Source organism: Microbacterium sp. ISL-59 (assembly GCF_018613945.1).
In the GTDB taxonomy this organism is placed as follows: Bacteria; Actinomycetota; Actinomycetes; order Actinomycetales; family Microbacteriaceae; genus Microbacterium; species Microbacterium oxydans_B.
This window is the reverse complement of sequence record NZ_JAGGPG010000002.1, coordinates 1,322,004-1,345,855: the sequence shown is the minus strand read 5'-3', so window position 1 is coordinate 1,345,855 and position 23,852 is coordinate 1,322,004. Positions and strand designations below refer to the sequence as shown.

At 69.3% G+C, this 23,852-nt stretch carries 19 protein-coding genes; 13 read left to right on the top strand and 6 right to left on the bottom strand.

The window, feature by feature from the left end:
- Positions 1–41: 41 nt before the first annotated feature.
- The 6 genes from J7E45_RS10505 to J7E45_RS10480 are packed head-to-tail and all read left to right on the top strand — an operon-like array spanning position 42 to position 5,675.
- Positions 42–737: a DUF1684 domain-containing protein gene (locus tag J7E45_RS10505; protein ID WP_215069021.1), complete on the top strand. Its 696-nt coding sequence runs from the start codon at positions 42–44 to the stop codon at positions 735–737.
- A 28-nt stretch (positions 738–765) separates the two neighbouring features.
- Positions 766–2,259 carry an ABC transporter substrate-binding protein gene (locus J7E45_RS10500; RefSeq protein ID WP_215069019.1) on the top strand — a complete coding sequence of 498 codons (1,494 nt, stop codon included), beginning with the start codon at positions 766–768 and terminating at the stop codon, positions 2,257–2,259.
- A gap of 50 nt (positions 2,260–2,309) precedes the next feature.
- Positions 2,310–3,272 (top strand): ABC transporter permease, encoded by a 963-nt coding sequence (locus tag J7E45_RS10495; protein WP_215069017.1) that lies wholly within the window; start codon positions 2,310–2,312, stop codon positions 3,270–3,272.
- Complete coding sequence (locus J7E45_RS10490; RefSeq protein ID WP_215069014.1) at positions 3,269–4,129, top strand: ABC transporter permease; 861 nt, start codon at positions 3,269–3,271, stop codon at positions 4,127–4,129. The genes J7E45_RS10495 and J7E45_RS10490 overlap by 4 nt, the downstream gene beginning before the upstream one ends.
- Positions 4,126–4,923 carry an ABC transporter ATP-binding protein gene (locus tag J7E45_RS10485; RefSeq protein WP_215069012.1) on the top strand — a complete coding sequence of 266 codons (798 nt, stop codon included), beginning with the start codon at positions 4,126–4,128 and terminating at the stop codon, positions 4,921–4,923. Before J7E45_RS10490 ends, J7E45_RS10485 begins: the two co-directional genes overlap by 4 nt.
- A complete protein-coding gene (locus J7E45_RS10480) occupies positions 4,920–5,675 on the top strand; it encodes an ABC transporter ATP-binding protein (RefSeq protein WP_215069010.1) in 756 nt (251 codons plus the stop codon). The genes J7E45_RS10485 and J7E45_RS10480 overlap by 4 nt, the downstream gene beginning before the upstream one ends.
- A gap of 14 nt (positions 5,676–5,689) precedes the next feature.
- On the opposite strand, the gene J7E45_RS10475 is transcribed toward J7E45_RS10480, so the two are convergent.
- The 5 genes from J7E45_RS10475 to J7E45_RS10455 form a co-directional block, all read right to left on the bottom strand.
- Entirely contained in the window at positions 5,690–6,091 is a 402-nt protein-coding gene (locus tag J7E45_RS10475; RefSeq protein ID WP_215069008.1) for a DUF779 domain-containing protein, read from the bottom strand.
- A gap of 61 nt (positions 6,092–6,152) precedes the next feature.
- Entirely contained in the window at positions 6,153–7,703 is a 1,551-nt protein-coding gene (locus J7E45_RS10470; RefSeq protein ID WP_215069006.1) for an aldehyde dehydrogenase family protein, read from the bottom strand.
- A gap of 101 nt (positions 7,704–7,804) precedes the next feature.
- Positions 7,805–8,920, bottom strand: coding sequence for an epoxide hydrolase family protein (locus J7E45_RS10465; protein WP_215069003.1), 1,116 nt, complete (start codon positions 8,918–8,920; stop codon positions 7,805–7,807).
- A 51-nt stretch (positions 8,921–8,971) separates the two neighbouring features.
- Positions 8,972–10,303 carry a GAF domain-containing protein gene (locus tag J7E45_RS10460; protein ID WP_091027899.1) on the bottom strand — a complete coding sequence of 444 codons (1,332 nt, stop codon included), beginning with the start codon at positions 10,301–10,303 and terminating at the stop codon, positions 8,972–8,974.
- A 76-nt stretch (positions 10,304–10,379) separates the two neighbouring features.
- Complete coding sequence (locus J7E45_RS10455; RefSeq protein WP_215069001.1) at positions 10,380–10,946, bottom strand: TetR/AcrR family transcriptional regulator; 567 nt, start codon at positions 10,944–10,946, stop codon at positions 10,380–10,382.
- A 69-nt stretch (positions 10,947–11,015) separates the two neighbouring features.
- On the opposite strand from J7E45_RS10455, the gene J7E45_RS10450 reads away from it, so the two are divergent.
- The 5 genes from J7E45_RS10450 to treZ all read left to right on the top strand — a co-directional run bounded on the left by J7E45_RS10450 (position 11,016) and on the right by treZ (position 18,288).
- Positions 11,016–11,585 (top strand): dihydrofolate reductase family protein, encoded by a 570-nt coding sequence (locus J7E45_RS10450; protein WP_215068999.1) that lies wholly within the window; start codon positions 11,016–11,018, stop codon positions 11,583–11,585.
- A gap of 128 nt (positions 11,586–11,713) precedes the next feature.
- Positions 11,714–12,001: a hypothetical protein gene (locus tag J7E45_RS10445; RefSeq protein ID WP_215068996.1), complete on the top strand. Its 288-nt coding sequence runs from the start codon at positions 11,714–11,716 to the stop codon at positions 11,999–12,001.
- The gene (gene glgX / locus J7E45_RS10440) at positions 11,998–14,175 is read left to right on the top strand and encodes a glycogen debranching protein GlgX (protein ID WP_215068994.1); all 2,178 of its coding nucleotides are present in this window, start codon (positions 11,998–12,000) and stop codon (positions 14,173–14,175) included. Before J7E45_RS10445 ends, glgX begins: the two co-directional genes overlap by 4 nt.
- Complete coding sequence (treY, locus tag J7E45_RS10435) at positions 14,172–16,520, top strand: malto-oligosyltrehalose synthase (protein ID WP_215068993.1); 2,349 nt, start codon at positions 14,172–14,174, stop codon at positions 16,518–16,520. Before glgX ends, treY begins: the two co-directional genes overlap by 4 nt.
- A gap of 13 nt (positions 16,521–16,533) precedes the next feature.
- On the top strand, positions 16,534–18,288 hold the full coding sequence (treZ, locus tag J7E45_RS10430; RefSeq protein WP_308162098.1) for a malto-oligosyltrehalose trehalohydrolase: 1,755 nt from the start codon (positions 16,534–16,536) through the stop codon (positions 18,286–18,288).
- Between the two features lie 93 nt (positions 18,289–18,381).
- Here treZ and J7E45_RS10425 read toward each other — a convergent pair whose 3' ends face one another.
- The gene (locus J7E45_RS10425; RefSeq protein ID WP_215068992.1) at positions 18,382–19,809 is read right to left on the bottom strand and encodes a CCA tRNA nucleotidyltransferase; all 1,428 of its coding nucleotides are present in this window, start codon (positions 19,807–19,809) and stop codon (positions 18,382–18,384) included.
- 162 nt (positions 19,810–19,971) lie between these two features.
- Here J7E45_RS10425 and J7E45_RS10420 point away from each other — a divergent pair, with 162 nt between their 5' ends.
- Together J7E45_RS10420 and J7E45_RS10415 are read left to right on the top strand one after the other, a co-directional pair.
- The gene (locus J7E45_RS10420) at positions 19,972–22,530 is read left to right on the top strand and encodes a metallophosphoesterase family protein (protein ID WP_215068991.1); all 2,559 of its coding nucleotides are present in this window, start codon (positions 19,972–19,974) and stop codon (positions 22,528–22,530) included.
- A gap of 221 nt (positions 22,531–22,751) precedes the next feature.
- The gene (locus J7E45_RS10415; RefSeq protein ID WP_167635312.1) at positions 22,752–23,777 is read left to right on the top strand and encodes an Lrp/AsnC family transcriptional regulator; all 1,026 of its coding nucleotides are present in this window, start codon (positions 22,752–22,754) and stop codon (positions 23,775–23,777) included.
- The last annotated feature ends 75 nt before the right edge of the window (positions 23,778–23,852 follow it).

The following is a 23,852-nucleotide window of genomic DNA, read 5'->3' as shown; positions in this document are numbered from 1 at the left end:
TCCGGCCCCACCCCGTTCTGCATGCAGGAGAATTGAGAGTGATGTCTGAACGCGAAGAGCACACCCAGTGGCAGGCCGAGCGCCGCGCCTCCGTCACGTCTGCCACCGGCAACCTCGCCCTGGTCGAGACGCGCTGGACCGGCGAGCTCCCCGACCTGGATGCGGCGCAGCGCGCCGCGTCCCCCACCGAGACCGTGACGCCGATCCAGCGCACGAACATCGAGACCGGCCAGGCGGAACACGGCCTGCGGCTCTGGGATGCCGACGCCCCCGCCATCCGCGCATTCGACCGCATCGACACGTACGAGTACGACCCGGAGTGGGTCCTCGAGGGCCACTTCACCCCTGTGTCGGGTAGTCGCCGCGTCTCGTTCGAGCACATCCGCGACAACGGCGGCACCCGCGACCTCGTCGTCCCCGGCGACATCCGCCTCGAGCTCAACGGCCGCGAGTATGACCTCGCCGCCTTCGACGACGGCGGCACGCTGCTGCTCGTCTTCGGCGACGAGACCAACGGCTCGGAGACCTACGGATCCGGTCGCTTCCTGTTCGTCCAGCTGCGCGACGACGAGGGCTCCGTCACCCTCGACTTCAACCGCGCGTTCGTGCCACCCTGCGGCTTCAGCGCCCAGTACAACTGCCCGCTGCCGCCGGCATCCAACCGCTTCCCCCTGCCTATCCGAGCAGGCGAGAAGAACGTCGTCTTCCGCGACGGCTTCGACATCTACGCGGTCTGACACCGCGCACTCTCACCCTGGAGTAGTCATGAGAAGAACTCGCATCCTCGGCGCGCTCGGTGCCGTCGCCACGCTCGCCCTCGTGGCCGGCTGCGCGTCGGGAACGACCGACGACGCCTCGAGCGAAGACGCCACCATCTTCATCGGCTCGCTGTACGAGCCCACCAACCTGAGCAACACCCAGGGTGGCGGCCAGGGCGTGACCGAGGCGCTCACCGGCAACGTCTACGAGGGCCTGTACCGGCTGACGGACGACGGCGAGGTCGAGCCCCTGCTCGCCGAAGACGCCCAGGTGTCCGACGACGGTCTGACCTACACGATCACGCTGCGCGACGACGTGACCTTCCACTCCGGCGACCCGCTCACCTCCGCCGATGTGAAGTCGAGCGTCGAGGCCGTCACCGCCGAAGACTCCGTGTCGGCGCGCAAGTCGAGCTTCGGCGTGATCGCCGACATCGCCACCCCCGACGACACGACCGTCGTGTTCACGCTGTCGCAGCGGTCGATCTCGTTCCTCTACAACCTCAGCTATGTCTGGATCGTGAACGACGAGGCCGGCGACATCACCAGCGCCGAAGACGGCACCGGTCCGTACACGCTCGACGAGTGGAAGAAGGGCTCGACCCTCACCCTCGATCGTTGGGACGACTACTGGGGCGAGCCCGCCAAGAACGGCGAGGTCGTCTACACGTACTTCACCGACGCGACGGCCGAGAACAACGCGCTGCTCACCGGTGAGATCGACGTGATCACCAGCGTGCAGAGCCCCGACTCGCTCGCGCAGTTCGACAACGACGAGTACGTGATCAGCGAGGGCACCTCGACCACGAAGGAGCTGCTCGCGTTCAACGACCGCGTCGCCCCCTTCGACGACGCGCTCGTGCGCAAGGCGATCTACTCCGCGATCGACACCAAGAAGCTGCTCGAATCGATCTGGGGCGACTACGGCACGCTGATCGGCTCGATGGTTCCCCCGACCGACCCCTGGTACGAAGACCTCACCTCGGTGAACCCGTACGACGTGGAGCTCTCCAAGGACCTGCTCGCGCAGGCCGGCTACGCCGACGGCTTCACGTTCACCCTCGACACCCCGAGCTACGACCCGCACCCCGCCGTCGCGGAGTTCCTGCAGTCGCAGCTCGCCGAGGTCGGCATCACGGTCGAGATCAACACGATCAGCGCCGACGAGTGGTACACGAAGGTCTTCAAAGAGCAGGACTTCGAGGCCACCCTCCAGGAGCACGTGAACGACCGCGATGTGGTCTGGTACGGCAACCCCGACTTCTACTGGGGTTACAACGATGCCGAGGTGCAGAAGTGGGTCGCCGATGCCGAACAGGCCACCACGACCGACGAGCAGACGGCCCTGCTGAAGCAGGTCAACGAGAAGATCGCCGCGGATGCCGCGAGCGTATGGTTGTACCTGTACCCGCAGATCGTGGTCGCCTCGAGTGACCTCAGCGGGTACCCGGTCAACGGCCTGAACTCGCAGTTCTTCGCCTACGACATCGTCAAGTCCTGACGTGCGAGGGGATGCCGCGCGTCGGCATCCCCTCGTCATCCTGAGAACACATGCTCGCCTACCTGCTGCGCCGCCTCGCGTTCCTCGTGGTGTCGCTCGTCGTCGCCATGGTCGCGATCTTCGTGCTGCTGCGTCTGCTCCCCGGCGACCCGGCCAACGCGCTGCTCTCGGTGAACGCGACCCCCGAGCAGATCGCCGCGGCCCGCGAGCAGGTCGGCTCCGACCAGCCCCTGCTGCAGCAGTTCACGACGTGGGCGGGGCAGCTGCTCCGCTTCGACCTCGGTGAGTCGTTCCTGAGCTCGCGACCCGTCGGACCCGACATCGCCGACCGCCTCGCCGTGACCATTCCGCTCACGCTCATCGCCTTCACCATCGCCCTGCTGATCTCCCTCGTGATCGGCATCACGGCGGCAGTGAAGTCCGACCGCTGGTACGGCATCGTGCTCTCGGGGTTCGCGCAGCTCGGCGTCGCCGTCCCGGTGTTCTGGGTCGGCGTCGTGCTCGTCTGGGTGTTCGCGCTCGGGCTCGGCGTCCTGCCCTCCGGCGGCTTCCCGCGTGACGACTGGGAAAACCCCGCCGACGCGCTGCGATCGCTCGCCCTGCCGATCACCACGATCGTGATCGTGATGAGCGCCTCCCTCAGCCGGTACGTCCGCTCGGCCACGCTCGACGTGCTCGGCAGCGACTATCTGCGCACCGCTCGCGCCGGAGGCTCCGGTATGGGTGAGGCGCTGCTGCGTCATGGTGTGCGCAACGGCGCGGTGCCGGTCGTCGCGATCCTCGGCATCGAGCTGTCGACGACGCTCCTCGGCGCGGTCGTCGTCGAGAGCGTGTTCACCCTTCCCGGTCTCGGCAGCCTGCTGCTGTCGGCCATCGAGCAGCACGACTTCCAGGTCATCCAGGGCGTCCTCGTCGTCAGCACCCTCTTCGTGCTGCTCGTCGGATTCGCCGCCGACATCGTGCAGCGCCTGATCGACCCGCGCCTGCGCACCAGCGTCTCGGGGAACCGATGAGCCGCGTCGCCGAACAGCTGATCACCGGATCCGTGCCCGTGCGCCGGCGTCCGAAGGCGACCCTCGTCATCGGGATCGTGCTCACGGGCCTCATCGTGCTGATGGCCCTGGTCTCCCTGTTCTGGCTTCCCTACCCGCTCGCCGACACCAGCGGCGGCCGTCTCGAAGGACCGAGCACGCTGCACCTGCTCGGAACCGACCGACTCGGTCGCGACCTGCTCTCGCAGCTGATGTGGGGCGCGCGGATCGCCCTCATCGTCGGAACCTGCTCGGTCGCGATCGCGGCTGTCCTCGGCACGATCATCGGCCTCCTCGCCGCCTTCGCCCGGCCCTGGGTCGATGACACGCTCTCGGCCGGACTCGACGTGGTGATCGCCTTCCCCGTGCTGCTGCTCGCGATGCTGGTCGTCGCCGTCCAGGGCGCGTCGCTGTGGTCGGCGGTGCTCGCGATCGGGCTCGCGATGTCGGCGGTGATCGCCCGTCTCACCCGCATCCTCGCGCGTCGCGTGCTGCAGGAGCAGTTCGTCACCGCGGCGCGCACGAGCGGCACGAGCGTGATCGGAATCGTGTTCCAGCACGTCCTGCCGAACATCGCGCCGACTCTGGCCGTGAGCCTCGCGCTGCAGTTCGGCGCTGCCGTGCTCGCGGAGGCGAGCTTGTCGTATCTGGGCCTCGGCGCGCCGCCGCCCAACGCCTCGTGGGGACGGATGCTGCAGGAGGCGCAGGGCACCGTGCTCACGGCCCCCGTCGGCGCGATCGCTCCCGGTGTCGCGATCATCGCGCTCGTGCTCGGCGTGAACTTCCTCGCCGACGGTCTGCGCGACCTCGCCGACCCGACCCGCAGGAGGAGCCGATGAGCCTTCTCGATGTCAACGGCCTCACGGTCCGCTCCTCGTCCGGCGTGCTCGTGCGCGACGTCTCGTTCTCGCTCGGAGCCGGCGAACGCCTGGGGCTCATCGGAGAGTCCGGTTCGGGCAAGTCTCTGACCTCGTTGGCGGTCACCGGTCTGCTGCCGGATGCCCTCGTCGCCTCGGGTTCCGTGCTGCTCGACGGGCATCAGGTCGTCGGCGCTCGGGATGCCGACCTCCGCCCATTGCGCGGACCGGTGGCGCAGATCGTTTTCCAGGAGCCGCTCACCGCTCTCGATCCGCTGATGCGGGTCGGCCGGCAGGTCGCCGAACCGCTGCGCCGCCATCTCGGGCTTCGCGGTACTGAGCTGCGTTCAGCCGTCGATGCCGCCCTCGACGAGGTGGCCCTGTCGGAACCGCGGTTCGCGCGCGCCTACCCGCACGAGCTGTCGGGTGGTCAGCGTCAGCGCGTGGCGATCGCCATCGCCCTCGCCGCCAAACCGCAGCTCCTCATCGCCGACGAGCCGACGACGGCGCTCGACGTGACGGTGCAGGACGGCGTGCTCACGCTCCTCGAGCGGCTGATCGCCGAACGGGGCATGGCACTCCTGTTCATCAGCCACGACCTGGCCGTGGTCTCGCGCATGGTCGATCGCATCGTGGTGCTGCGCGACGGAAGTGTCGTCGAGGCAGGGCCGGTGGCCCAGGTGCTGCAGGAGCCGGCCGAGCCGTACACGCGGATGCTGGTCGACAGTGCCCGCGCCCTCGACGCGTACCTCGACGCCGGGGAGGGCACGCGATGACGATCCTCGAACTGCACGGCGCCGGCTTCGCGTACGGCTCCCGCCGGGTGCTGGACGACATCTCGGTGAGCCTCTCTGACGGCGACTCGCTCGGTCTCGTGGGCGAGTCGGGTGCGGGCAAGTCCACGATCCTGCGACTGATGCTTGGCCTCGCCGCTCCGGGCGACGGCCAGGTGCTGTTCGACGGCGCTCCGCTGTCGCTGCGTGACCGCGCGCAGATGCGGCGGTTCCGCGCGAGCGTGCAGCCCGTCTTCCAGGACCCGTATTCGTCGCTCGACCCCCGCCAGCGCATCGACCGGATCATCGGCGAACCGCTCCGGTCACTGGGCCTGGCGTCCGGTGCTGACGCACAGCGCCGCATCGCCGAGGCCCTCGACTCCGTCGGGCTTCCCGCCGACACCGCACGCCGGTACCCGCACGAGTTCTCCGGCGGTCAGCGTCAGCGCATCGCGATCGCGCGGGCCGTGGTCTCGCGCCCGCGTGTGCTTCTGGCCGACGAGCCGGTGAGTGCGCTCGATGTCACGACACGGGTGCAGGTGCTCGAGCTGCTCGACCGACTGCGCCGCGAGAACGGCCTCTCGCTCGTGATGGTGTCGCACGACCTCACCGCGATCGCCGCGGCGTGCGACCGCACGGTCGTGCTGCAGAACGGCCGCGTCGTCGAGCAGGGTGCGACGGCGGATGTACTGCACGATCCCCAGGACCCGTACACCCGGGCGCTGGTCGACGCGGTTCCGCGACTGCCGCGCTGAAGCCCCTCCGCCCCTCAAGTCTTCGACGCCGCCAACCCGAAGTACGCCAGCTCCGCGTCGTTCAGCATCCGCGAGCGGATCAGGAACCGCATCCCGGTCGGACCCTCGACCGAGAAGCCGGCTCCCCGCCCTGGTACGACGTCGATCGTCAGGTGCGTGTACTTCCAGTACTCGAACTGCGACTCCGACATGTAGACCTCGACGGGCCCCTCGAGCCCGGCATCGAGCGCGCCGAGCAGCACGTCGCCCGGGCCGGTGATGAACATCCCGACCGGATAGCACATGGGCGATGACCCGTCGCAGCATCCGCCGGACTGATGGAACATGAGCGGCCCGTGCTGCGCGGTCAGATCGCGGACGAGGGATGCCGCGGCATCCGTCACGTCGACTCGCTGATAGGTGCCGATGCTGACCATGATTCATGCCTCCCGGGGAATGGATCCGGGCGGACGCCGCAGCGCCCGCCCGGAGTCGAGCTCAGAAGAAGCCCATCGGGCCTTCCGCGTAGGAGACGAGGAGGTTCTTCGTCTGCTGGTAGTGGTCGAGCATCATCTTGTGGTTCTCGCGCCCGACTCCCGACTGCTTGTATCCGCCGAACGCCGCGTGCGCCGGGTACTGGTGGTAGGTGTTCGTCCAGACACGTCCGGCCTCGATCGCCCGGCCCGCGCGGTACGCGGTGTCACCGCTGCGGCTCCACACTCCCGCGCCGAGGCCGTAGAGGGTGTCGTTGGCGATCGAGATCGCGTCGTCGAAACCGTCGAACGAGGTGACCGACAGCACGGGGCCGAAGATTTCCTCCTGGAAGATGCGCATGTCGTTCGTGCCCTCGAACACGGTCGGAGCGACGTAGAAGCCCTCGCTCAGATCGCCGCCGAGGTTGACCCGCTCGCCGCCAGTGAGCAGCCGCGCCCCGCCCTGCTTGCCGATGTCGATGTAGCTGAGGATCTTCTCCAGTTGGTCGTTCGACGCCTGTGCGCCGATCATGGTCGCCGGGTCCAGCGGGTTCCCCTGCACGACCTTGCCGACCCGCTCCAGCCCGTCAGCGAGGAAGCCGTCGTAGATCGACCGCTGGATCAGTGCGCGCGACGGGCAGGTGCAGACCTCGCCCTGGTTGAGCGCGAACATCGTGAAGCCTTCGAGCGCCTTGTCGTAGAACGGGTCGCTGGTCGAGCGGGCGACATCCTCGAAGAACACGTTCGGGCTCTTGCCTCCGAGCTCCAGCGTCACCGGGATCAGGTTCTGCGAGGCGTACTGCATGATGAGGCGCCCGGTCGTGGTCTCTCCCGTGAAGGCGACCTTGCGAATGCGCTTGTGCTGCGCGAGCGGAGCGCCCGCCTCGATGCCGAACCCGTTGACGATGTTCACGACGCCGGCGGGCAGCAGATCGCCGATGATGTCGAACAGGAAGAGCAGGGATGCCGGCGTCTGCTCGGCCGGCTTGATCACGACGCAGTTGCCGGCGGCGAGCGCCGGCGCCAGCTTCCACACGGCCATCAGGATCGGGAAGTTCCACGGGATGATCTGGCCGACCACACCGAGCGGCTCGTGGAAGTGATACGCCACGGTGTTCTCATCCAGCTGGCTGATGCCGCCCTCCTGCGCGCGGAGAACCCCGGCGAAGTAGCGGAAGTGGTCGACGGCCAGCGGGATGTCGGCGGCGAGCGTCTCGCGCACGGGCTTGCCGTTCTCCCAGGTCTCGGCGACCGCGATCTCTTCGAGGTGCTGCTCGATCCGATCGGCGATGCGGTTGAGGATCACCGAGCGCTCGGCCGGACTCGTCTTGCCCCAGCTCGCGAAGGCCTTCCAGGCGACCTCGACCGCACGATCGATGTCTTCTGCGGTGCCGCGGCCGACCTCGGTGAAGGGCTTGCCGTTGACGGGGCTGATGTTCTCGAAGTACTGGCCCTTCACGGGTGCGACGAACTCGCCGCCGATGTAGTGGCCGTACTGCGGGCGATAGTTCGCGACGGCACCCGGCTGCCCGGGAGCGGCGTAGGCGAGGGATACGTCTTCTTCGACGATGCTCATGGGGGTCTCCTTCGACGGAGCCGCGCTTCGGTTCGCGGCTGTGCTCCGAAGGTAGGTCGCGTGAGGTTGCACGCAGATGCGCAACGTTGCAATATATTGCGTTACTCCCGGAGGGCCGCGGCGAAAGCCCGGAAGCGCTCGGCCATAGCCTCCGGCGCCTCGGCGACCGTGAAGTGCCCGCCGTGCTCGAGCCGTTCGAAGACGCGCAGGTCTCGGTAGAAGCTACGGGCGAGAGGCTCCGGGAAGTCGTGCTCGTGACGCTGCACGTAGACCACAGCGGGAACGTCGACCGGCGGCATCGCCTCGGGGGTGTCTGCGTCGTCGTGGTAGGGACGGAAGGAAGTCGCGATGCTCTGCGTGACCCAGTAGATCATCGCCTCGGTGAGGATGCGATCGCGCGAGATCACCGCCTCGACCGACGCGGGGTCGTCGCCCGGGGTGTCGGACCATTCGGCGAGCTTCTCGGCGAGCCAGGCGAGGAGCCCGGCCGGAGAGTCGTTGAGGGCGGCGGCGAGCGTGTCGGGACGCGCCCATTGCACATGCCCGTAGGAGCCGTTCGGGCCGCTTTCGGCGTCGAGCCTCGCGAAGAACGCCCGCACCTCCGGGTCGTCCGATGCCTCGCGCTCGGCGGGCGTGCCGAAGTGGGCGTGCGTCGCGACGATCCCGGCCACCTGACCCGGATACGCACCGGCGATGAGGTCGCTGACGTTGGCCGTGACGTCTTCTCCGTAGGTGATGTAGCTCTCGTAGCCGAGCACCTCGGTCATGAGCCGGTGCATGGTCTCGGCGATCCGCCGCTCGCTCATCGGCCCGTCGGCATACGGCTCCGAGAAGGCGAAGCCCGGCAGGCTCGCGACGACGACGTCGAAATCGGGCAGCATCTTCGTGATGTCCAGCTGCAGGGCGAAAGTGTGCGGCCACCCGTGCATGATGAGCAGCACCGGGGCATCCGCATGCTCCGACTTCACATGAGCGAAGTGAATGTCGGTGCCATCGACGTCGGCGAGGAATTGAGGGAACCCGGCTAACCACTCCTCACGCGCTCTCCAGCCCCAGTCCGCCCAGGTCTCGACCAGCTCACGCAGCCATCGGGCGTTCATACCCGAAGGCATCCGCCCCGGGGAATCTTCGAGCAGCCGGGTTCTTCGAAGGCGGGCCCGCAGGTCATCGAGCACTTCGTCGGGGACATGGAGTCGGAACGGCCGGATCTCGGACATGCGAGCACCGTACTGCGGGCCACCGACACCGGGTGGCTTCCGTTCGAATCGTCACTCGGCGGCGAGGCGCTCGATCCGTGCGACCACTCCCGCGCGCTTCGGCGATCGCGCCGGAAGCATCTCGAGGGCGAGGCGCAGCGCCTCGGCATCGGCCTGCCCCTCCGGGATCTCGGCGTAGGCGAGCAGCACGTCGAGGCTGGCCTCCGACAGCATGGCCTCGTGCAGCGCCGCGCGCACCGATTCGCGGAAGTCCTCGACCCCGGGCGACGTCGACTCGGGCAGCACGGGTCCGCGATAGGCGGTGAGCGCCACGCGGTGCGCGCCGCGGTCGAGCAGGGAGAGCACGTCGTGCGCATCCGTGTCGAGGGCGACGGGCAGCCGGTACGGACGCGACTCCGGAACCAGGTCGGGAGCCGTGCGCTCGAGCACCTTGCGAAGGCGCACCATCTCGGGCCGCAGCGTGTCGGGCGAGACGCCGGAGCCGTAGACGAGTTCGCACAGCCGCTCGGCAGAGAGACCCTGCCGATGCACGGCGAGCATCAGCAGGATGGCGGCGTGCCGCGCGCTGAGCTCGATCATCGATTCGTCGTGCGCCGACTCCGTCTCCAACCGCGCGCGGTCCCGTCCGAGCACATGCAGCGTCGCCCGGGCGGTCACGGGGGTGCGCGGCTTCGAGGTCGTCGGCCTGTTCCGGGGGGCCTCGCTCCGTTCCCGCAGCCGCGCGACCATCAGCTCCGATTCCACGGCACGGGCGGTCGCATCGACCAGCAGCCGAGCCTGCGGTGAGACGACCTCGGGACCACCGGTGATGTCGATCACGCCCAGCACCCGCTTCGTCTCCGGATCGCGCACCGGCGCGGCCGTGCAGGACCACGGATGCACGAGCCGGTTGTAGTGCTCGGCGCCGCGGATCTGTACCGACTGCCCGAGAGCGAGGGCGGTGCCGGGCGCGCTCGTGCCGACCGCATCCTCCGACCAGTTCGCCCCGGCGACGAAACCCATGTCATCGGTGAGCGTGCGCAGCTGGTCGTCGCCCTCGATCCACAACAGTCGTCCGGCCTGGTCGCCCACCGCGATGATCACGCCGGTGTCCTCGGTCTCGCCCGGCAGCAGCAGCGCACGGATCATGTCCATGGCCGATGCCAGCGGGTGAGCGAGGCGGTACTCCTCGAGCTCGTCGCTGACGAGTTCCAGCGGTGGCGCAGCCTCGGGTCCGACCCTGCGCCGCCACGACCGCTCCCACGACTCCCGCACGAGGGGCCGCACCTCCTGCAGCCGCCGGTCTTCGAGGTTGCCGGCCAGCAGCTCCTCATGCGCACGCTCGACGATCAGTCGCGATGTCGCCGGAAGTGACTCGCGGGATACCTGCCACGGCGCAGACACAGCGGTCTCCGATCGTCGAAGAGGTGCGTTGCCTCAGTGTACGAGCAGCGCGCGCCCGAGGGAACACCCCGTCGCCTCAGCGGATGAGCCCGGCGACCAGGTCGTCGATCACCTCGTCGGTGGACGTCTCCGGATCGATCGGCGTGGTCAGCCTGTCGAGCAGCAGACCGTCGATGGCGTAGTGGAACAGGGCGATCTCGCGGCGCCCACCGGGGAGGCCGGCCGCGGTGTTGAAGGCGACGTCGCCGTCGAAGCCGGCCCGCTGCCAGGCGCCGAGGACCGCCGCGACCTCGGGTCGCCGCCCTCCTTCGAGCCGCAGTTCGAACAACGCGAGGGTGACATCCCGATCCTCGGTCAGCCGACGCACGATGTCGCGGAGGTAGTCGGCGAACAGGGCGGGGCCGGGAGCGGTCGTCGCGCGGCGCTCCAGATCTTCGGGCGTGGGTGCGAGGCGCTCCCCGATCCGCTCGACGAGACCCTCGAGCAGCGCGTCCCGACTGCGGAAGTAGTTCGAGGTCGTGCCGGTGGGAACCTGTGCGGCGCTGTCGACCGCGCGATGGGTGAGCCCCCGCGAACCCTCTCGGGCGAGGACCGTGAGTCCGGCATCCGCGATCGTCCGTCGCCGCGAGTCGTTCTTGACCATGACACGACACTAGCGCAATCACTACACCTGTTGTACTGTAACTGCGACATCTGTAGTGATTGGAGCACCATGCGAGAACTCGTGTACTACGCCGCCGTCACCCTCGACGGCTACATCGCCGGCCCGAACGGCGAGTTCGACGCCTTCCTCGTCGAGGGCGACCACATGGATGGCATCAACCAGCGTTTCGCCGACACGCTCCCCACGGTCGCGGCCGAAGCACTCGGCATCACCCAGAAGCGCGACGTGTTCGACACGGTGCTGATGGGCGGGAACACCTATCGGGTGGGAGGCCTCCCCAGCCCCTACTCCCACCTCCGCCAGATCGTGTTCAGCCGCACGAAGACCGCGGAGGCCGAGAACCTCGAGGTCACGGCCGAGGATCCGGTCGAGGTGGTGCGGCGGCTGAAGCAGGAGGACGGCGCCGACATCTGGCTCTGTGGAGGCGGAGCTCTCGCCGCGTCGCTCGCCGACGAGATCGACCGGCTCGTGCTGAAGCGGCAGCCCCTGCTGTTCGGGTCGGGCATCCCGCTCTTCGGCGAGCGCGCGTACCGTCCCGAGCGGTTCGACGCCGTCGCGACGACGGCGTACGAGTCCGGCGTCGTCGTCACCGAGCTGGAACGGCGGCTCGACCGATGACGATTCTCGCGGGGGCCTCGGGCGGCCCCCGCGAGAACGCATACCCCCTCGGGCCCCTCCTGGCAAGATCATTTCCCCGCCGGCCGCACCCCCTTAGCGTGTGAGCACACCACGAGTCAGGAGGCGCCATGAACGTCCGCACCCCCATCCCCACTGGCTCCGCACAGCGCGAAGAGCAGGCCGACATCCAGGCCGTCGTCTCCCCGAAGTACGACCGAGTGGGCTTCGACCGCTACGTCGTGTCGCACGACGGGCCGATCGGCTACATCGAAGCCGTACCTCCGGTCTTCGTCTGCTACCTCGGCCATCCGTACGCACAGGCCGAAGAGGTCGGGCAGGTGCACGAATTCGATCGTGCCGTGCGGCTGCTCGACGAACGCGCCGCCCGGTCGCGACAGCGCCCTCTCGCCGGATGAGCCGCGAGATCTGGCCCGGTTCGGCGTACCCGCTGGGGGCGACCTTCGATGGGCAGGGCACCAACTTCGCCCTGTTCAGCGAGGGTGCCGAGAGTGTGGAGCTGTGCCTCTTCGACGAAGACGGCAACGAGGAGCGCATCGCCTTGACCGAGGTCGACGCCTATGTCTGGCACGGCTACCTGCCCACGGTGCAGCCGGGACAGCTGTACGGCTACCGGGTGCACGGTCCGCACGAGCCCGAGCAGGGCCGGCGGTTCAACCCGCACAAGCTCCTCCTCGATCCCTACGCCAAGGCCGTCGCCGGCCGGATGGACTGGGGGCAGTCGCTGTTCGGCTACGACTTCGGCGACCCCGAATCCCGCAATGACGACGACTCGGCCGATGCGATGGTCAAGGGCGTCGTGGTCAACCCGTTCTTCGAGTGGGCCGGCGACCGGCCGCTGCACACGCCCTACGCCGAGACGGTGATCTACGAGGCTCACGTGAAGGGCCTCACGCAGCTGCATCCGGACATCCCGGAAGAGCTGCGCGGCACCTACGCGGGCGTGGCGCATCCGTCGGTCATCGAGCATCTGCAGCGGCTCGGCATCACCGCGCTCGAGCTCATGCCCGTGCATCAGTTCGTCGACGACTCGGTCCTCGAAGACAGAGGCCTCTCCAACTACTGGGGCTACAACACCCTCGGCTTCTTCGCCCCGCACAACGCCTACGCCTCGACGGGAGAGCGCGGCGAGCAGGTGCAGGAGTTCCGGGCGATGGTGCGCACGCTGCACGAAGCCGGGATCGAGGTCATCCTCGACGTCGTGTACAACCACACCGCCGAGGGAAACCACCTCGGCCCGACGCTGTCGATGCGAGGGATCGACAACGAGGCGTACTACCGGCTCGAGGAGGACCGCCGCTACTACACCGACTACACCGGGACAGGGAACAGCCTCAACGCCGGCAACCCGCACGCGCTGCAGCTCCTGATGGACTCGCTGCGGTACTGGGTGACCGAGATGCACGTCGACGGATTCCGCTTCGACCTCGCCTCCGCCCTGGCCCGGGAGTTCTACGACGTCGACCGACTGGCTGCCTTCTTCGAGCTCGTGCAGCAGGACCCGGTGGTGTCGCAGGTGAAGCTCATCGCCGAGCCGTGGGACGTCGGCCCCGGCGGCTATCAGGTGGGGAACTTCCCGCCGCAGTGGTCGGAGTGGAACGGCCGGTACCGCGACACCGTGCGCGACTTCTGGCGCGGGGAGCCGCAGGCCCTCGGCGAGTTCGCCTCGCGGATCACCGGCTCGGCCGACCTGTACGAGCACTCGGGGCGGCGGCCGGTGGCCTCCATCAACTTCGTCACCGCGCACGACGGCTTCACGCTGCGCGACCTCGTCTCCTATGCCGAGAAGCACAACGAGGCCAACGGCGAGGACAATGCCGACGGCGAATCCCACAACCGCTCCGACAACATGGGCGCGGAGGGACCGACCGACGACCTCGAGATCAACCGGCGGCGAGCGCGCCAGCAGCGCAACCTCCTCGCGACGCTGCTGCTCTCGCAGGGTGTTCCCATGCTCGCCCACGGCGACGAGCTGGGGCGCACCCAGGGCGGCAACAACAACGTCTATGCGCAGGACAACGAGATCGCCTGGGTCGATTGGAAGAACGCCGACCTGCCGCTCGTCGAGTTCACGGCGGCGATCTCACGGCTGCGGCGCGAGCATCCGACCTTCCGTCGGAGCCGCTTCTTCGACGGGCGTCCGGTGCGCGCCGAGGATGCCGAGCGCATCCCCGACGTCGTGTGGCTGCGACCCGACGGCGTTCCGATGGCGCCGGAGGACTGGGACTCGGGATTCGGACGCTGCGTCGGCGTGTTCCTGAACGGTCGAGGGATCCGTGAGAACGACAGCCGTGGACGGCCTGTCACCGACGTGAACTTCCTCCTGTACTTCAACAGCGGCGACGACCCGGTCGATGTCGTGGTGCCCGATGAGGGCTACGGAGACCAGTGGGACGCCGCGGTCGATACGGCCGGCGCGCTCCACGAGGCGACTGCCGTTCGGCCCGGCGATACGGTACTTCTGGAAGGCAAGGCGATGCTCGTGCTGCAGGAGGCCGACGCGGCTCCGCCGCAGATCGACGATTCGGTCGATGCCTCCCTCCGGATCCAGAACGAGCAGGCCACATCGTGACGAGAAGACCGCTGTCGACCTACCGGCTGCAGATCAGCGAGCACTTTCCTCTCGGGGAAGCCGCGGCGGTGACCGGCTATCTCGCCGACCTCGGCGTCTCGTGGGCGTACCTCTCGCCGCTGCTCGCCGCCGTGCGCGGATCGAACCACGGGTACGACGTCGTCGACCACTCGCGCGTCGACTCCGACCGAGGCGGCGAGGAGGGCCTCGTCCGGTTCGCCGCCGCCGCGCGCGCAGCCGACCTCGGCATCCTCGTCGACATGGTGCCCAACCACGTCGGTGTCGCGGTGCCGCGGCAGAACCCGTGGTGGTGGGAGGTGCTGCGGCTCGGGAAGGGAACGCGCCGGGCCGCTGCCTTCGACATCGACTGGGCCGCCGGCGGCGGACGCGTGATCCTGCCGGTGCTCGGCTCTTCCCCCGAGCAGGCGATCGCAGACGGCGAGCTCGTCGTCGACGCGACCTTCGCCCCCGATGCGCCGGACGGCGTGCTCACCTACTTCGAGCACGTGCTCCCGCTCGCTCCCGGCACCTCGACGCTGGCCGATGACCTGCCCGCACTGCTCGACGCGCAGCACTACGAGCTGCGGTTCTGGCGCGACCAGAACACCGACCTCACCTACCGCCGCTTCTTCGCGGTGTCCGAGCTCGCCGGCATCCGCGTCGAGCTGCCCGACGTCTTCGCCGATTCGCATCGCGAGATCGTCCGCTGGATCCGGGAGGGTCTCGCCGACGGGCTGCGCGTCGACCACCCGGACGGCCTCGCCGATCCCGGTGGCTACCTGGAGCAGCTGGCGGATGCGACGGGAAGGGCATACACCGTCGTCGAGAAGATCCTCGAGCCGGGCGAGGCGCTGCCCGCCTGGTGGCGCACCGACGGCACGACCGGGTACGACGCGCTCGTCGAGTTCGACCGCGTGCTGGTGGACCGGGATGGCGTCGACCAGCTCGACCGTCTCGACGAGCGCCTTCGCGCCGAGACGGGTCTGCCGCCGGCGCAGTCATGGACCGACCTGATCCACGACACCAAGCGCCTGGTGGCGGAAGAGCTCCTCGGATCGGAGGTGCGGCGACTGGTGCGCACGCTGCCGCGCGGCATCGTGCGGGCGGAGGACGGGCTGGTCGAGCTGCTGGCCTGCTTCCCCGTGTACCGCTCCTACCTGCCGGAGGGACGCGAGCATCTGGAGCATGCCTTCACCGAGGCACGACGCCGACGGCCCGACCTCGCCGCCACGTTCGCCGAGCTGGAGCCGCTTCTCGCCGACCCTCGCCTCGAGGTGGCCCAGCGCTTCCCGCAGGTGAGTGGAGCGGTCATGGCCAAGGGCGTGGAGGACACCGCCTTCTACCGCTGCACCCGCCTGGGCACCCTGACCGAGGTGGGCGGCGACCCGTCGATCCCCGCTCTCACGGTGGGAGAGTTCCACGAGGCGCAGCGGGCGCGGCTCGCCGCATGGCCGGCGTCGATGACCACGCTCTCGACGCATGACACGAAGCGCTCCGCGGATGTGCGCGCGCGGCTGAGCGTGCTGTCCGAGATGCCCGAGCGCTGGGCGGCGGTGCTGGACGAGCTGCGGGCGATCGCGACGACCGGTCAGGGTCCTCTCGATGCGCTGATCTGGCAGGCGACCGTGGGTGCATGGCCGATCTCGACCGATCGCCTTCTCGCCTATGCCACGAAGGCCGCGCGGGAAGCCGCGGAGGCGACGACCTGGCAGCAGCCGGATGCGGCATTCGAAGAGGGACTGGGCCGGATCGCCCACGCCGTCGAGGGCGATGCCGCGGCAGTCCTCGACCGCTTCGTCGGCGAGATCGTCGATGCGGGGCGCTCAAACTCGCTGTCGGCCACGCTGCTGCAGCTCACCGGGCCGGGCGTCCCCGACGTGTACCAGGGCAGCGAGCTGTGGGATCTGTCGCTCGTGGATCCCGACAATCGTCGCCCCGTGGACTTCGCCCTGCGCGCGCGGATGCTCGAGGAGCTCGACGCCGACGTCGCCCGCGGCATCCTTCCGCGCATCGACGACTCGGGCCGGGCCAAGCTGCTCGTCGTCTCGCGTGCGCTGCGACTGCGGCGCGACAGCCCCGAGCTCTTCACCGTCTACCGTCCGGCGGTGGTCGAAGGACCCGCGGCGGAGCACGCCGTCGCGGTCCATCGCGGCGGCGTCACCGCCGTGGCGACACGTCTTCCGGTCGGCCTGACGGCCCGCGGTGGGTGGGGCGACACCGTGATGATGCGGCCGGACATCCCCGGCACAGATGTGCTGACCGGACGCCGGATCGCGCCGGGCCCGGTGCGACTCGCCGAACTGCTCGACACCTACCCGGTCGCGCTGATCGAGCTCGCACGGTGAAGACGGAGCCCCGGTGATCGAGGTGTGGGCGCCGCACGCGAATCGGATGCGGCTGCGGCGGATCGACAGCGACGGCACGACGGTCGACGAGAGTGACCTCCGCCCCGCGGCCGAGGGCTGGTGGCGCAGCGCCGTCACCCTCGGCGACGGCGAGCGGTACGGCTTCGTGATCGACGACGAGGAGGAGCTGCGGCCCGACCCCCGCTCGCGGCGGCAGCCGGAGGGCGTGCACGGCCCGTCGGCGGTCTTCGACACGGTGGCCCACGCATGGAACGACGTCTCCTGGACGGGCCGGCAGCTCGCAGGCGGCCTGATCTACGAGCTCCACATCGGCACGTTCACCCCCGAGGGCACTCTCGACGCGCTCACGGAGCGACTGGATCATCTGGTCGACCTCGGTGTGACGCACGTCGAGCTCCTGCCGGTGAACGCCTTCAACGGCCGGTGGAACTGGGGGTACGACGGGGTGCTCTGGTACACCGTGCACGAGGCCTACGGCGGCCCGGCCGGGTATCAGCGGTTCGTCGACGCCGCCCACGGGCGCGGCCTCGCCGTGATCCAGGACGTCGTGTACAACCACCTCGGACCCAGCGGGAACCACCTGCCGAAGTTCGGGCCGTACCTGCGCGAGGGCGACGGCACCGCCTGGGGCGACTCGGTGAACCTCGACGAGCCGGCCGTGCGGGAATACATCATCGACAACGCGCTGATGTGGTTGCGCGACTTCCATGTCGACGGGCTGCGGCTCGATGCCGTGCACGCCCTGCGGGACCGGCAGTCGGTCCACATCCTCCGGGAGTTGGCGACGCGTGTCGATGCCCTCTCCGCCCAGCTGAACCGTCCGCTCAGCCTCATCGCGGAGTCCGACCTCAACGATCCCGTGATGATCCTTCCGCGCGAGGCCGGTGGCCACGGGCTCACCGCGCAATGGTCCGACGACTGGCACCATGCCGTGCACGTCGCCCTCACCGGCGAGACGACCGGCTACTACGCCGACTTCGCCGCGCACGACGCTCTCGCCAAGGTGACGGAACACGGGTTCTTCCACGACGGCACGTTCTCGTCCTTCCGCGGGCGCCCGCACGGATCGCCGATCCCGCCGGAGGTGCCCGACTGGCGCCTGGTGACGTTCGCGCAGGACCACGACCAGATCGGGAACCGTGCGGCGGGCGACAGGCTCTCGGCCACGCTCTCGCCCGACCGGCTCGCGGTGGCCGCCGTACTGACGCTGACCTCGCCGGGAACACCGATGCTGTTCATGGGAGAGGAATGGGGCGCGTCCACCCCGTGGCAGTTCTTCACCTCGCACCCCGAGGCCGAGCTCGGGCGGGCCGTCGCCGAGGGACGCACCGCGGAATTCGCGCGGATGGGGTGGGACCCGGATGCCGTGCCCGACCCGCAGGATCCCGACACCTTCCGGTGGTCGCACCTCGACTGGAGCGAGCTCGACGACCCGGCGCACGACCGTCTTCTCAGGCTGTACCGCGACCTCGCCCGACTGCGGCGTGAGCGCGGCGAGCTCACCGATCCGGATGCGAGGAGCACGCGGGTCGAGGTTCGCGACACGGACGGGTGCCCCGAGCACCGGGTGTACCGCATCGATCGGGGCGGGCTCTCGGTGCTGGTGAACCTCTCGGCCGAGCCGGCGACGTTCGAGGTCGCGCCGGGGTACGAGGTGCTGTTGTCGACGGGAGACTCCGTGCACGAGAGCGGGGCGGCCGCCCTCCCGCCGGACACCGCCGCGGTGATCGCCCGCCCCTCCGATTAGCCCCGGCACGACAGGTCGCCGAACCCGAAGGACTTCGAGCTCGTGTCCGACGAGGTCGAGATCATCGTCCCCGAACTGCGCTGACCCCGGGGTTCAGCTACGCGCAGCCCACCACTCGCGCAGCCGCTGCTCCACGACGTCGGGACCCCGCACGCCCTCGTCCAGACGCAGATCGAGCAGGAACCGGTACGCCTCGCCCACCTCGCGGCCCGGCGCGATGCCGAGCACCTGCTGGATGCGGTTGCCGTCGATCTCCGGACGAATGGAGTCGAGCTCCTCCTGCTCGCGCAGCGCCGCGATGCGCGACTCGATGTCGTCGTACGCGCTGGCCAGGCGTCCGGCCTTGCGCTTGTTGCGCGTGGTGACATCGGCGCGGGTGAGGATGTGCAGGCGCTCCAGCAGGTCACCCGCGTCGCGCACGTACCGCCGCACTGCGGCATCCGTCCAGGTGCCCTCGGCGTAACCGAAGAAGCGCAGATGCAGCTCGATCAGCGTGGAGACGGCATCGGTCGTGTCGGTATCGAACCGCAGGGACTGCAGGCGCTTGCGAGCCATGCGCGAGCCGACGACGTCGTGGTGGTGGAAGGTCACCACACCACCGGGCTCGAGCTTGCGCGTGCGCGGCTTGCCGATGTCGTGCAGCAGCGCGGCGAGGCGTAGCGGCACATCGGGGGCGGCGCCCGGATGCCGGGAGTGCTCGAGCTCGATCGCCTGGCTGAGCACGGTGAGGGAGTGCTCGTAGACGTCTTTGTGGTGGTGGTGCTCGTCGACCTCGAGGCGCAGTTCGGTGACCTCGGGGAGGAACTCGTCGATCAGACCGGTGTCGACCAGCACGCGGATGCCGCGCACCGGATCGTCAGTCTGCATGAGGCGCACGACCTCGGACTGGATGCGCTCCGGGCTCACGATCTTGAGGGTCTCGCGCAGTTCGGCGATCGCCTCGGCCGTGGCCTCCTCGACGCGGAACCCGAGCTGGGCGCTGAAGCGGGCAGCACGCAGCATCCGCAGCGGGTCGTCGCCGAACGAGATCCGCGGGTCGGCCGGGGTGCGCAGGATGCCGGCGATGAGGTCTTCCACGCCACCGGTCGGATCGACCAGCTTCACGGCGGGTACCTGCAGCGCCATGGAGTTGACGGTGAAGTCGCGGCGCACGAGGTCGCCGTCGATCGTGTCGCCGAACTCGACCGTGGGCTTGCGGGTCACGCCGTCGTAGCTGTCGGCACGATAGGTCGTGATCTCGACCTGCTCGCCCTGCACGCGCGCACCGATCGTGCCGAATGCGCGGCCGATGTCCCACTGCGCGGTCGAGATCGGCGTGACGATGGTCAGGATGTCGTCGGGCGCGGCGTTCGTCGTGAAGTCGAGGTCGTGCGTCGCCCGACCCAGCAGCGCATCGCGCACCGGACCACCGACCACGGCCAGGTCGAAACCGGCATCCGCGAACGCGGTCGCGAGGGTGCGGACGACCGGGTTCTCGGCGAGCGCACCGAGACGGGCGAGGCCGTCAGCCATGTTGAGCATGGTTTCCAGCGTACCGGGGCGGGCCGGTGGGGCTTCGGCAGGTACCGGACGCACCGTTCACCTCCCGGTCGCCCGAAGGCCAGCCTCCCGTCACCCGACACCGATGGGGTGGAGGAGCCCCGTGCGGCTGAGCACGGAACCCCACCCCCATGAAGGACTGACATGACCTCCCCCACCCCTGCGGTGCGCTGGCGGCGTCACGGACTGACGTCCGTCGCGCTCCTCGCCTTGCTCGGCGGCGCTGTCGTCGCCCCCGCGGCCCTCGCCGCCCCCGAGCCCGAGGTGCCGACCGGCTCGCTGGTCACCGGCGACACCGCCTGGCACTACCTCGACGACGGATCCGACCCGTCGCCCGCCCCGGCCGCACTCCGCGACTGGACGCTCCCGGCGTTCGACGACGGCAGCTGGAAGACCGCGCCCGGCTCGTTCGGCGCGAAGAACGGCAAGCTCGGATCGGTGGGCCCGCAGACGCCGAAGACGCTCCTGAACCACTACCTCGACGGTGCGAAGGCGCCGACCGTGCCGACGTACTTCTTCCGCACGACGTTCGAGCTCGAAGCCGGGGTGGCCGAGCAGGTCGCGGCGCTGCAGAGCACCATCACCTACGACGACGCCGTGGTCGTGTGGATCAACGGCGAAGAGGTCGCCCGCTACGTCGACGGCCGCATCACCGACACGAAGAACGTCGAGTACGCCGGCGACTCCAACGGCGACCCGCTCACGACCACGTTCAGCGCCGAGGGCGACCTGCTGCACGACGGCACCAACACGATCGCCGTGTCCCTGTTCCAAGACCGCGAGACCAGCTCCGACATCTACTTCGACATGTCGTCGCTGACCCTGGTGAAGGCATCCGACCCCGGTACGCCTGTGATCGCCCCGCCGACCCGCGTCATCCTGACTCCGACCGAGCAGCCCGCCATCTCGCAGGCGTTCTCGTGGCTCGCCGGCGACGCGTCGCACACGGTCGGACAGGTCGAGATCGCACCGACTGCCGGTGGCGACGTCCGAACCGTCGACGCGTACGACGCCGGTGTGGTCAACGGCAACCCGAACAAGCATTTCTCGGCGACGGTCACCGGCCTCACCGCCGCAACCGAATACCGCTACCGCGTCGGCCTGCCCGGCAGCTGGAGCGACTGGTACGAGTTCCGCACGGCCGACCCGAAAGCCACCGACTTCCAGTTCATCTACTACGGTGACGCGCAGATCGGACTCGACACCACGTGGCCGAGCGTCGTGAAGCAGGCCGAGGCCAACGCTCCGCGCTCCATCGGCTCCGTGCACGCGGGCGACCTGATCAACACGTCCAGCAACGAGAACGAGTGGGTCAACTGGTTCAAGGGCATGAAGGACTCGGCCGTGCGCACCAACGTGATGGCCGCTCCCGGCAACCACGAGTACTCGGGCGACAAGCTGCTCACGGCGTGGAAGGCCGCTTTCGAGTACCCGCACAACAACCCGTCGATGAGCTCCATCGGCGAGCTGGCCGATCTCGCCAAGGGTGACACCGAGGTCGCGGCCCAGTACCGCGCCCTCTTCGAGCACTGGAGCGCCTTCGCCGCCGAGACCGCGTACTACACCGACTACCAGGGCGTGCGCTTCATCACGCTCAACGCGACGCGCGACGCGACCTTCCTCACCCCGCCGGCCCTGCCGTCCTGCACGAGTGCCGACTGCCCGATCGCCCAGGGCGAGGAGCTGTGGATCCGCTTCCAGGGCGCCTGGCTCGACCTGCTGCTGCAGAACAGCCCGTCGAAGTGGAATGTCGTCACCTTCCACCAGCCGGTCTTCTCGGCATCCGAGGGTCGCGACGAGCCGAAGCTCCGCGCCGACTGGGTCCCCGTGTTCCAGCGCAACGACATCGACCTGGTGCTCATGGGCCACGACCACACCTACGCGCGCGGCTACGTGAACACCGATGCGACCGAGACGCCCGGCATCACCACCGGCCCGGTCTACGTCGTGTCGAACTCGGGCGCGAAGCACTACGAGCTCGAGACGCCCGAGAAGAACGTCTGGACCAACAACGGCGCCACCCAGGTGCTGCGCGGCCAGGGCGTCACCACCTACCAGGTGATCGACGTCTCGAAGAACCAGCTCGTCTACCGCTCGTACCTGGCGGAGAAGCAGCCGGATGCCACCACCGACCTCCCCGTCGGCGCCGTGTACGACACGTTCACGGTGACGAAGTCGGATGCCGGCGAGAAGTGGGTCACCGAGAAGGGCGTCACGCCTCCGGTCACGCCGGAGCCCGAGGTTCCCGCCGAGATCGAGCTGGGCGCAGCATCCGTCACGGCCGGCGGCACCCTCACGGTCTCGGGCAGTGGCTTCGCGGAAGGCGCCGAGCTGCGACTCGAGCTGCGCTCCGACCCGGTGCAGCTGGGCACGGCGACCGCCGGTGCGGACGGCTCGTTCCAGCGCACGGTGACGATCCCGGCCAACACTCCGGCCGGGGCGCACACGCTCGCCGCGATCCTGCCGGACGGCACCGAGGTCACGGCCTCCGTCACCGTCACCGCGGTGTCCGGCGGCGGAGCGGTCACTCCGGGCGACGGCTCGGGCGGTTCCGATGGCCCGGACGGCGACCTCGCCACCACGGGTGCCGACAGCGTGCCGTACATCGTCGCGGCCGTCGTGCTCCTCGCGGCGGGCCTCGGCCTGTTCGCGATGCGCCGCCGTCGGCAGCACGCGGCGGTGGAGGTCATCGACGCGGAGTAGTCCGCAGCATCCACGGGCGCCGTCGGGGTTTCGACCTCGGCGGCGCCCTTGCTGCGCGGCGCCCTGCGAAAACCCGGACGCGCCCTGCTGCCCCCGGCGCGCCGCGCCCCGACACGCCGCCAGGCACGCGGACCGTCTCCGTTTTCGCACACCCGACCGCCTCAGCGCGACCCCGGACTGGGATAACCTTCCACCGAGTCCGTCCCGCTGAAGGAGAGCCCGTGCCCGCGAACGATGTGATGGCCGACGAGACCGATCGGATCGTCGCCGCGGCCCTGCAGGTGAACGGCCGTGCGTCGTGGGGAGAGATCGCCCGCGTGGTCGACCTGCCCGAGCGCACCGTCGCCCGTCGCGGTCAGCGGCTGCTCGATCGCGGACTGGTTCGCGTCTCCACCTACGTCGACCCCGCCCGCGTGCTGCACGCCCGCGCGGTGCTGTTCCGCATCACGACTGACCCGCACGCCCTGTGGCACGTCGCACGCACCCTCGCCCGCCGCGCGGATGCCTCATCGGTCTCGGTTCTCGAGGGCAGCAGTGACATCGCCGGCATGCTGCTCCCCCACGACGACGCCTCGATCCGCGAGCTGCTGTTCACCGACTTCCCCGAGCTCGAGGGCATCGACTCGATCAACGTCACCACTGTCCTGAAGTTCTTCCGCTCGGGGCACGACTGGCGTGCGGGCGTGCTCACCGACGAACAGGCACGCATGCTCGACGAGTCGTCCGGCTCGGAGGTCGACCCCGCCGACTCCCTGAGCGACGATGAGGAGGCTCTGATCCGACTGCTCCTGAAGGACGGACGGATGCCGGTGGCCCAGCTCTCCCGCGCCCTGGGCCTCAACGTCACGACGACCCGGCGACGCATGGAGTCGCTGAGCCGCCGCGGACTGATGCATCCGCGCACCGAGGTCGTGCCGAGCCTGTTCGGTCTGGGACTCGAGGCGCTCGTATGGCTTCGCGTGCCGATGGCCCGGCTCGAGAAGGTGGGCGCGGCCCTCGCCGCCGCCCCCGAGGTGAAGTTCATCGCGGCCACCACCGGCACCTCGCAGCTGCTCGCCAATGTGCTCGTGAAGGACGCCGACGAGTTCTACCGCTTCCTCACCGGCCCGGCAGTCGCAGGGCATGAGGGTCTCGAGGTCGTGGAGTCGCTCGTGGTGATCACCCCGGTGCTGCGCGGCTCGCTGATCGTCGACGAAGCGCCCGAGGCGCTGGCGAACGACATGCCTACCGGCGCCATCCGCCTATAGGCCGATTCTGTTACTGGCATGTAACGAAATGGCGAGATAGTTCCTAACCGCTTGACCTAGTGGCGAAATAGGGCG

Excerpts from the sequence above, each read along its gene's own strand:
- J7E45_RS10480 (WP_215069010.1), top strand. The coding sequence starts at position 4,920 with ATGACGATCCTCGAACTGCACGGCGCCGGCTTCGCGTACGGCTCCCGC.
- J7E45_RS10495 (WP_215069017.1), top strand. The coding sequence starts at position 2,310 with ATGCTCGCCTACCTGCTGCGCCGCCTCGCGTTCCTCGTGGTGTCGCTC.
- J7E45_RS10475 (WP_215069008.1), bottom strand. The coding sequence starts at position 6,091 with ATGGTCAGCATCGGCACCTATCAGCGAGTCGACGTGACGGATGCCGCG.
- J7E45_RS10425 (WP_215068992.1), bottom strand. The coding sequence starts at position 19,809 with ATGCTCAACATGGCTGACGGCCTCGCCCGTCTCGGTGCGCTCGCCGAG.
- J7E45_RS10450 (WP_215068999.1), top strand. The coding sequence starts at position 11,016 with ATGCGAGAACTCGTGTACTACGCCGCCGTCACCCTCGACGGCTACATC.
- J7E45_RS10470 (WP_215069006.1), bottom strand. The coding sequence starts at position 7,703 with ATGAGCATCGTCGAAGAAGACGTATCCCTCGCCTACGCCGCTCCCGGG.
- J7E45_RS10465 (WP_215069003.1), bottom strand. The coding sequence starts at position 8,920 with ATGTCCGAGATCCGGCCGTTCCGACTCCATGTCCCCGACGAAGTGCTC.
- J7E45_RS10455 (WP_215069001.1), bottom strand. The coding sequence starts at position 10,946 with ATGGTCAAGAACGACTCGCGGCGACGGACGATCGCGGATGCCGGACTC.
- J7E45_RS10420 (WP_215068991.1), top strand. The coding sequence starts at position 19,972 with ATGACCTCCCCCACCCCTGCGGTGCGCTGGCGGCGTCACGGACTGACG.
- J7E45_RS10485 (WP_215069012.1), top strand. The coding sequence starts at position 4,126 with ATGAGCCTTCTCGATGTCAACGGCCTCACGGTCCGCTCCTCGTCCGGC.
- J7E45_RS10505 (WP_215069021.1), top strand. The coding sequence starts at position 42 with ATGTCTGAACGCGAAGAGCACACCCAGTGGCAGGCCGAGCGCCGCGCC.
- glgX (WP_215068994.1), top strand. The coding sequence starts at position 11,998 with ATGAGCCGCGAGATCTGGCCCGGTTCGGCGTACCCGCTGGGGGCGACC.
- J7E45_RS10490 (WP_215069014.1), top strand. The coding sequence starts at position 3,269 with ATGAGCCGCGTCGCCGAACAGCTGATCACCGGATCCGTGCCCGTGCGC.
- J7E45_RS10500 (WP_215069019.1), top strand. The coding sequence starts at position 766 with ATGAGAAGAACTCGCATCCTCGGCGCGCTCGGTGCCGTCGCCACGCTC.
- J7E45_RS10445 (WP_215068996.1), top strand. The coding sequence starts at position 11,714 with ATGAACGTCCGCACCCCCATCCCCACTGGCTCCGCACAGCGCGAAGAG.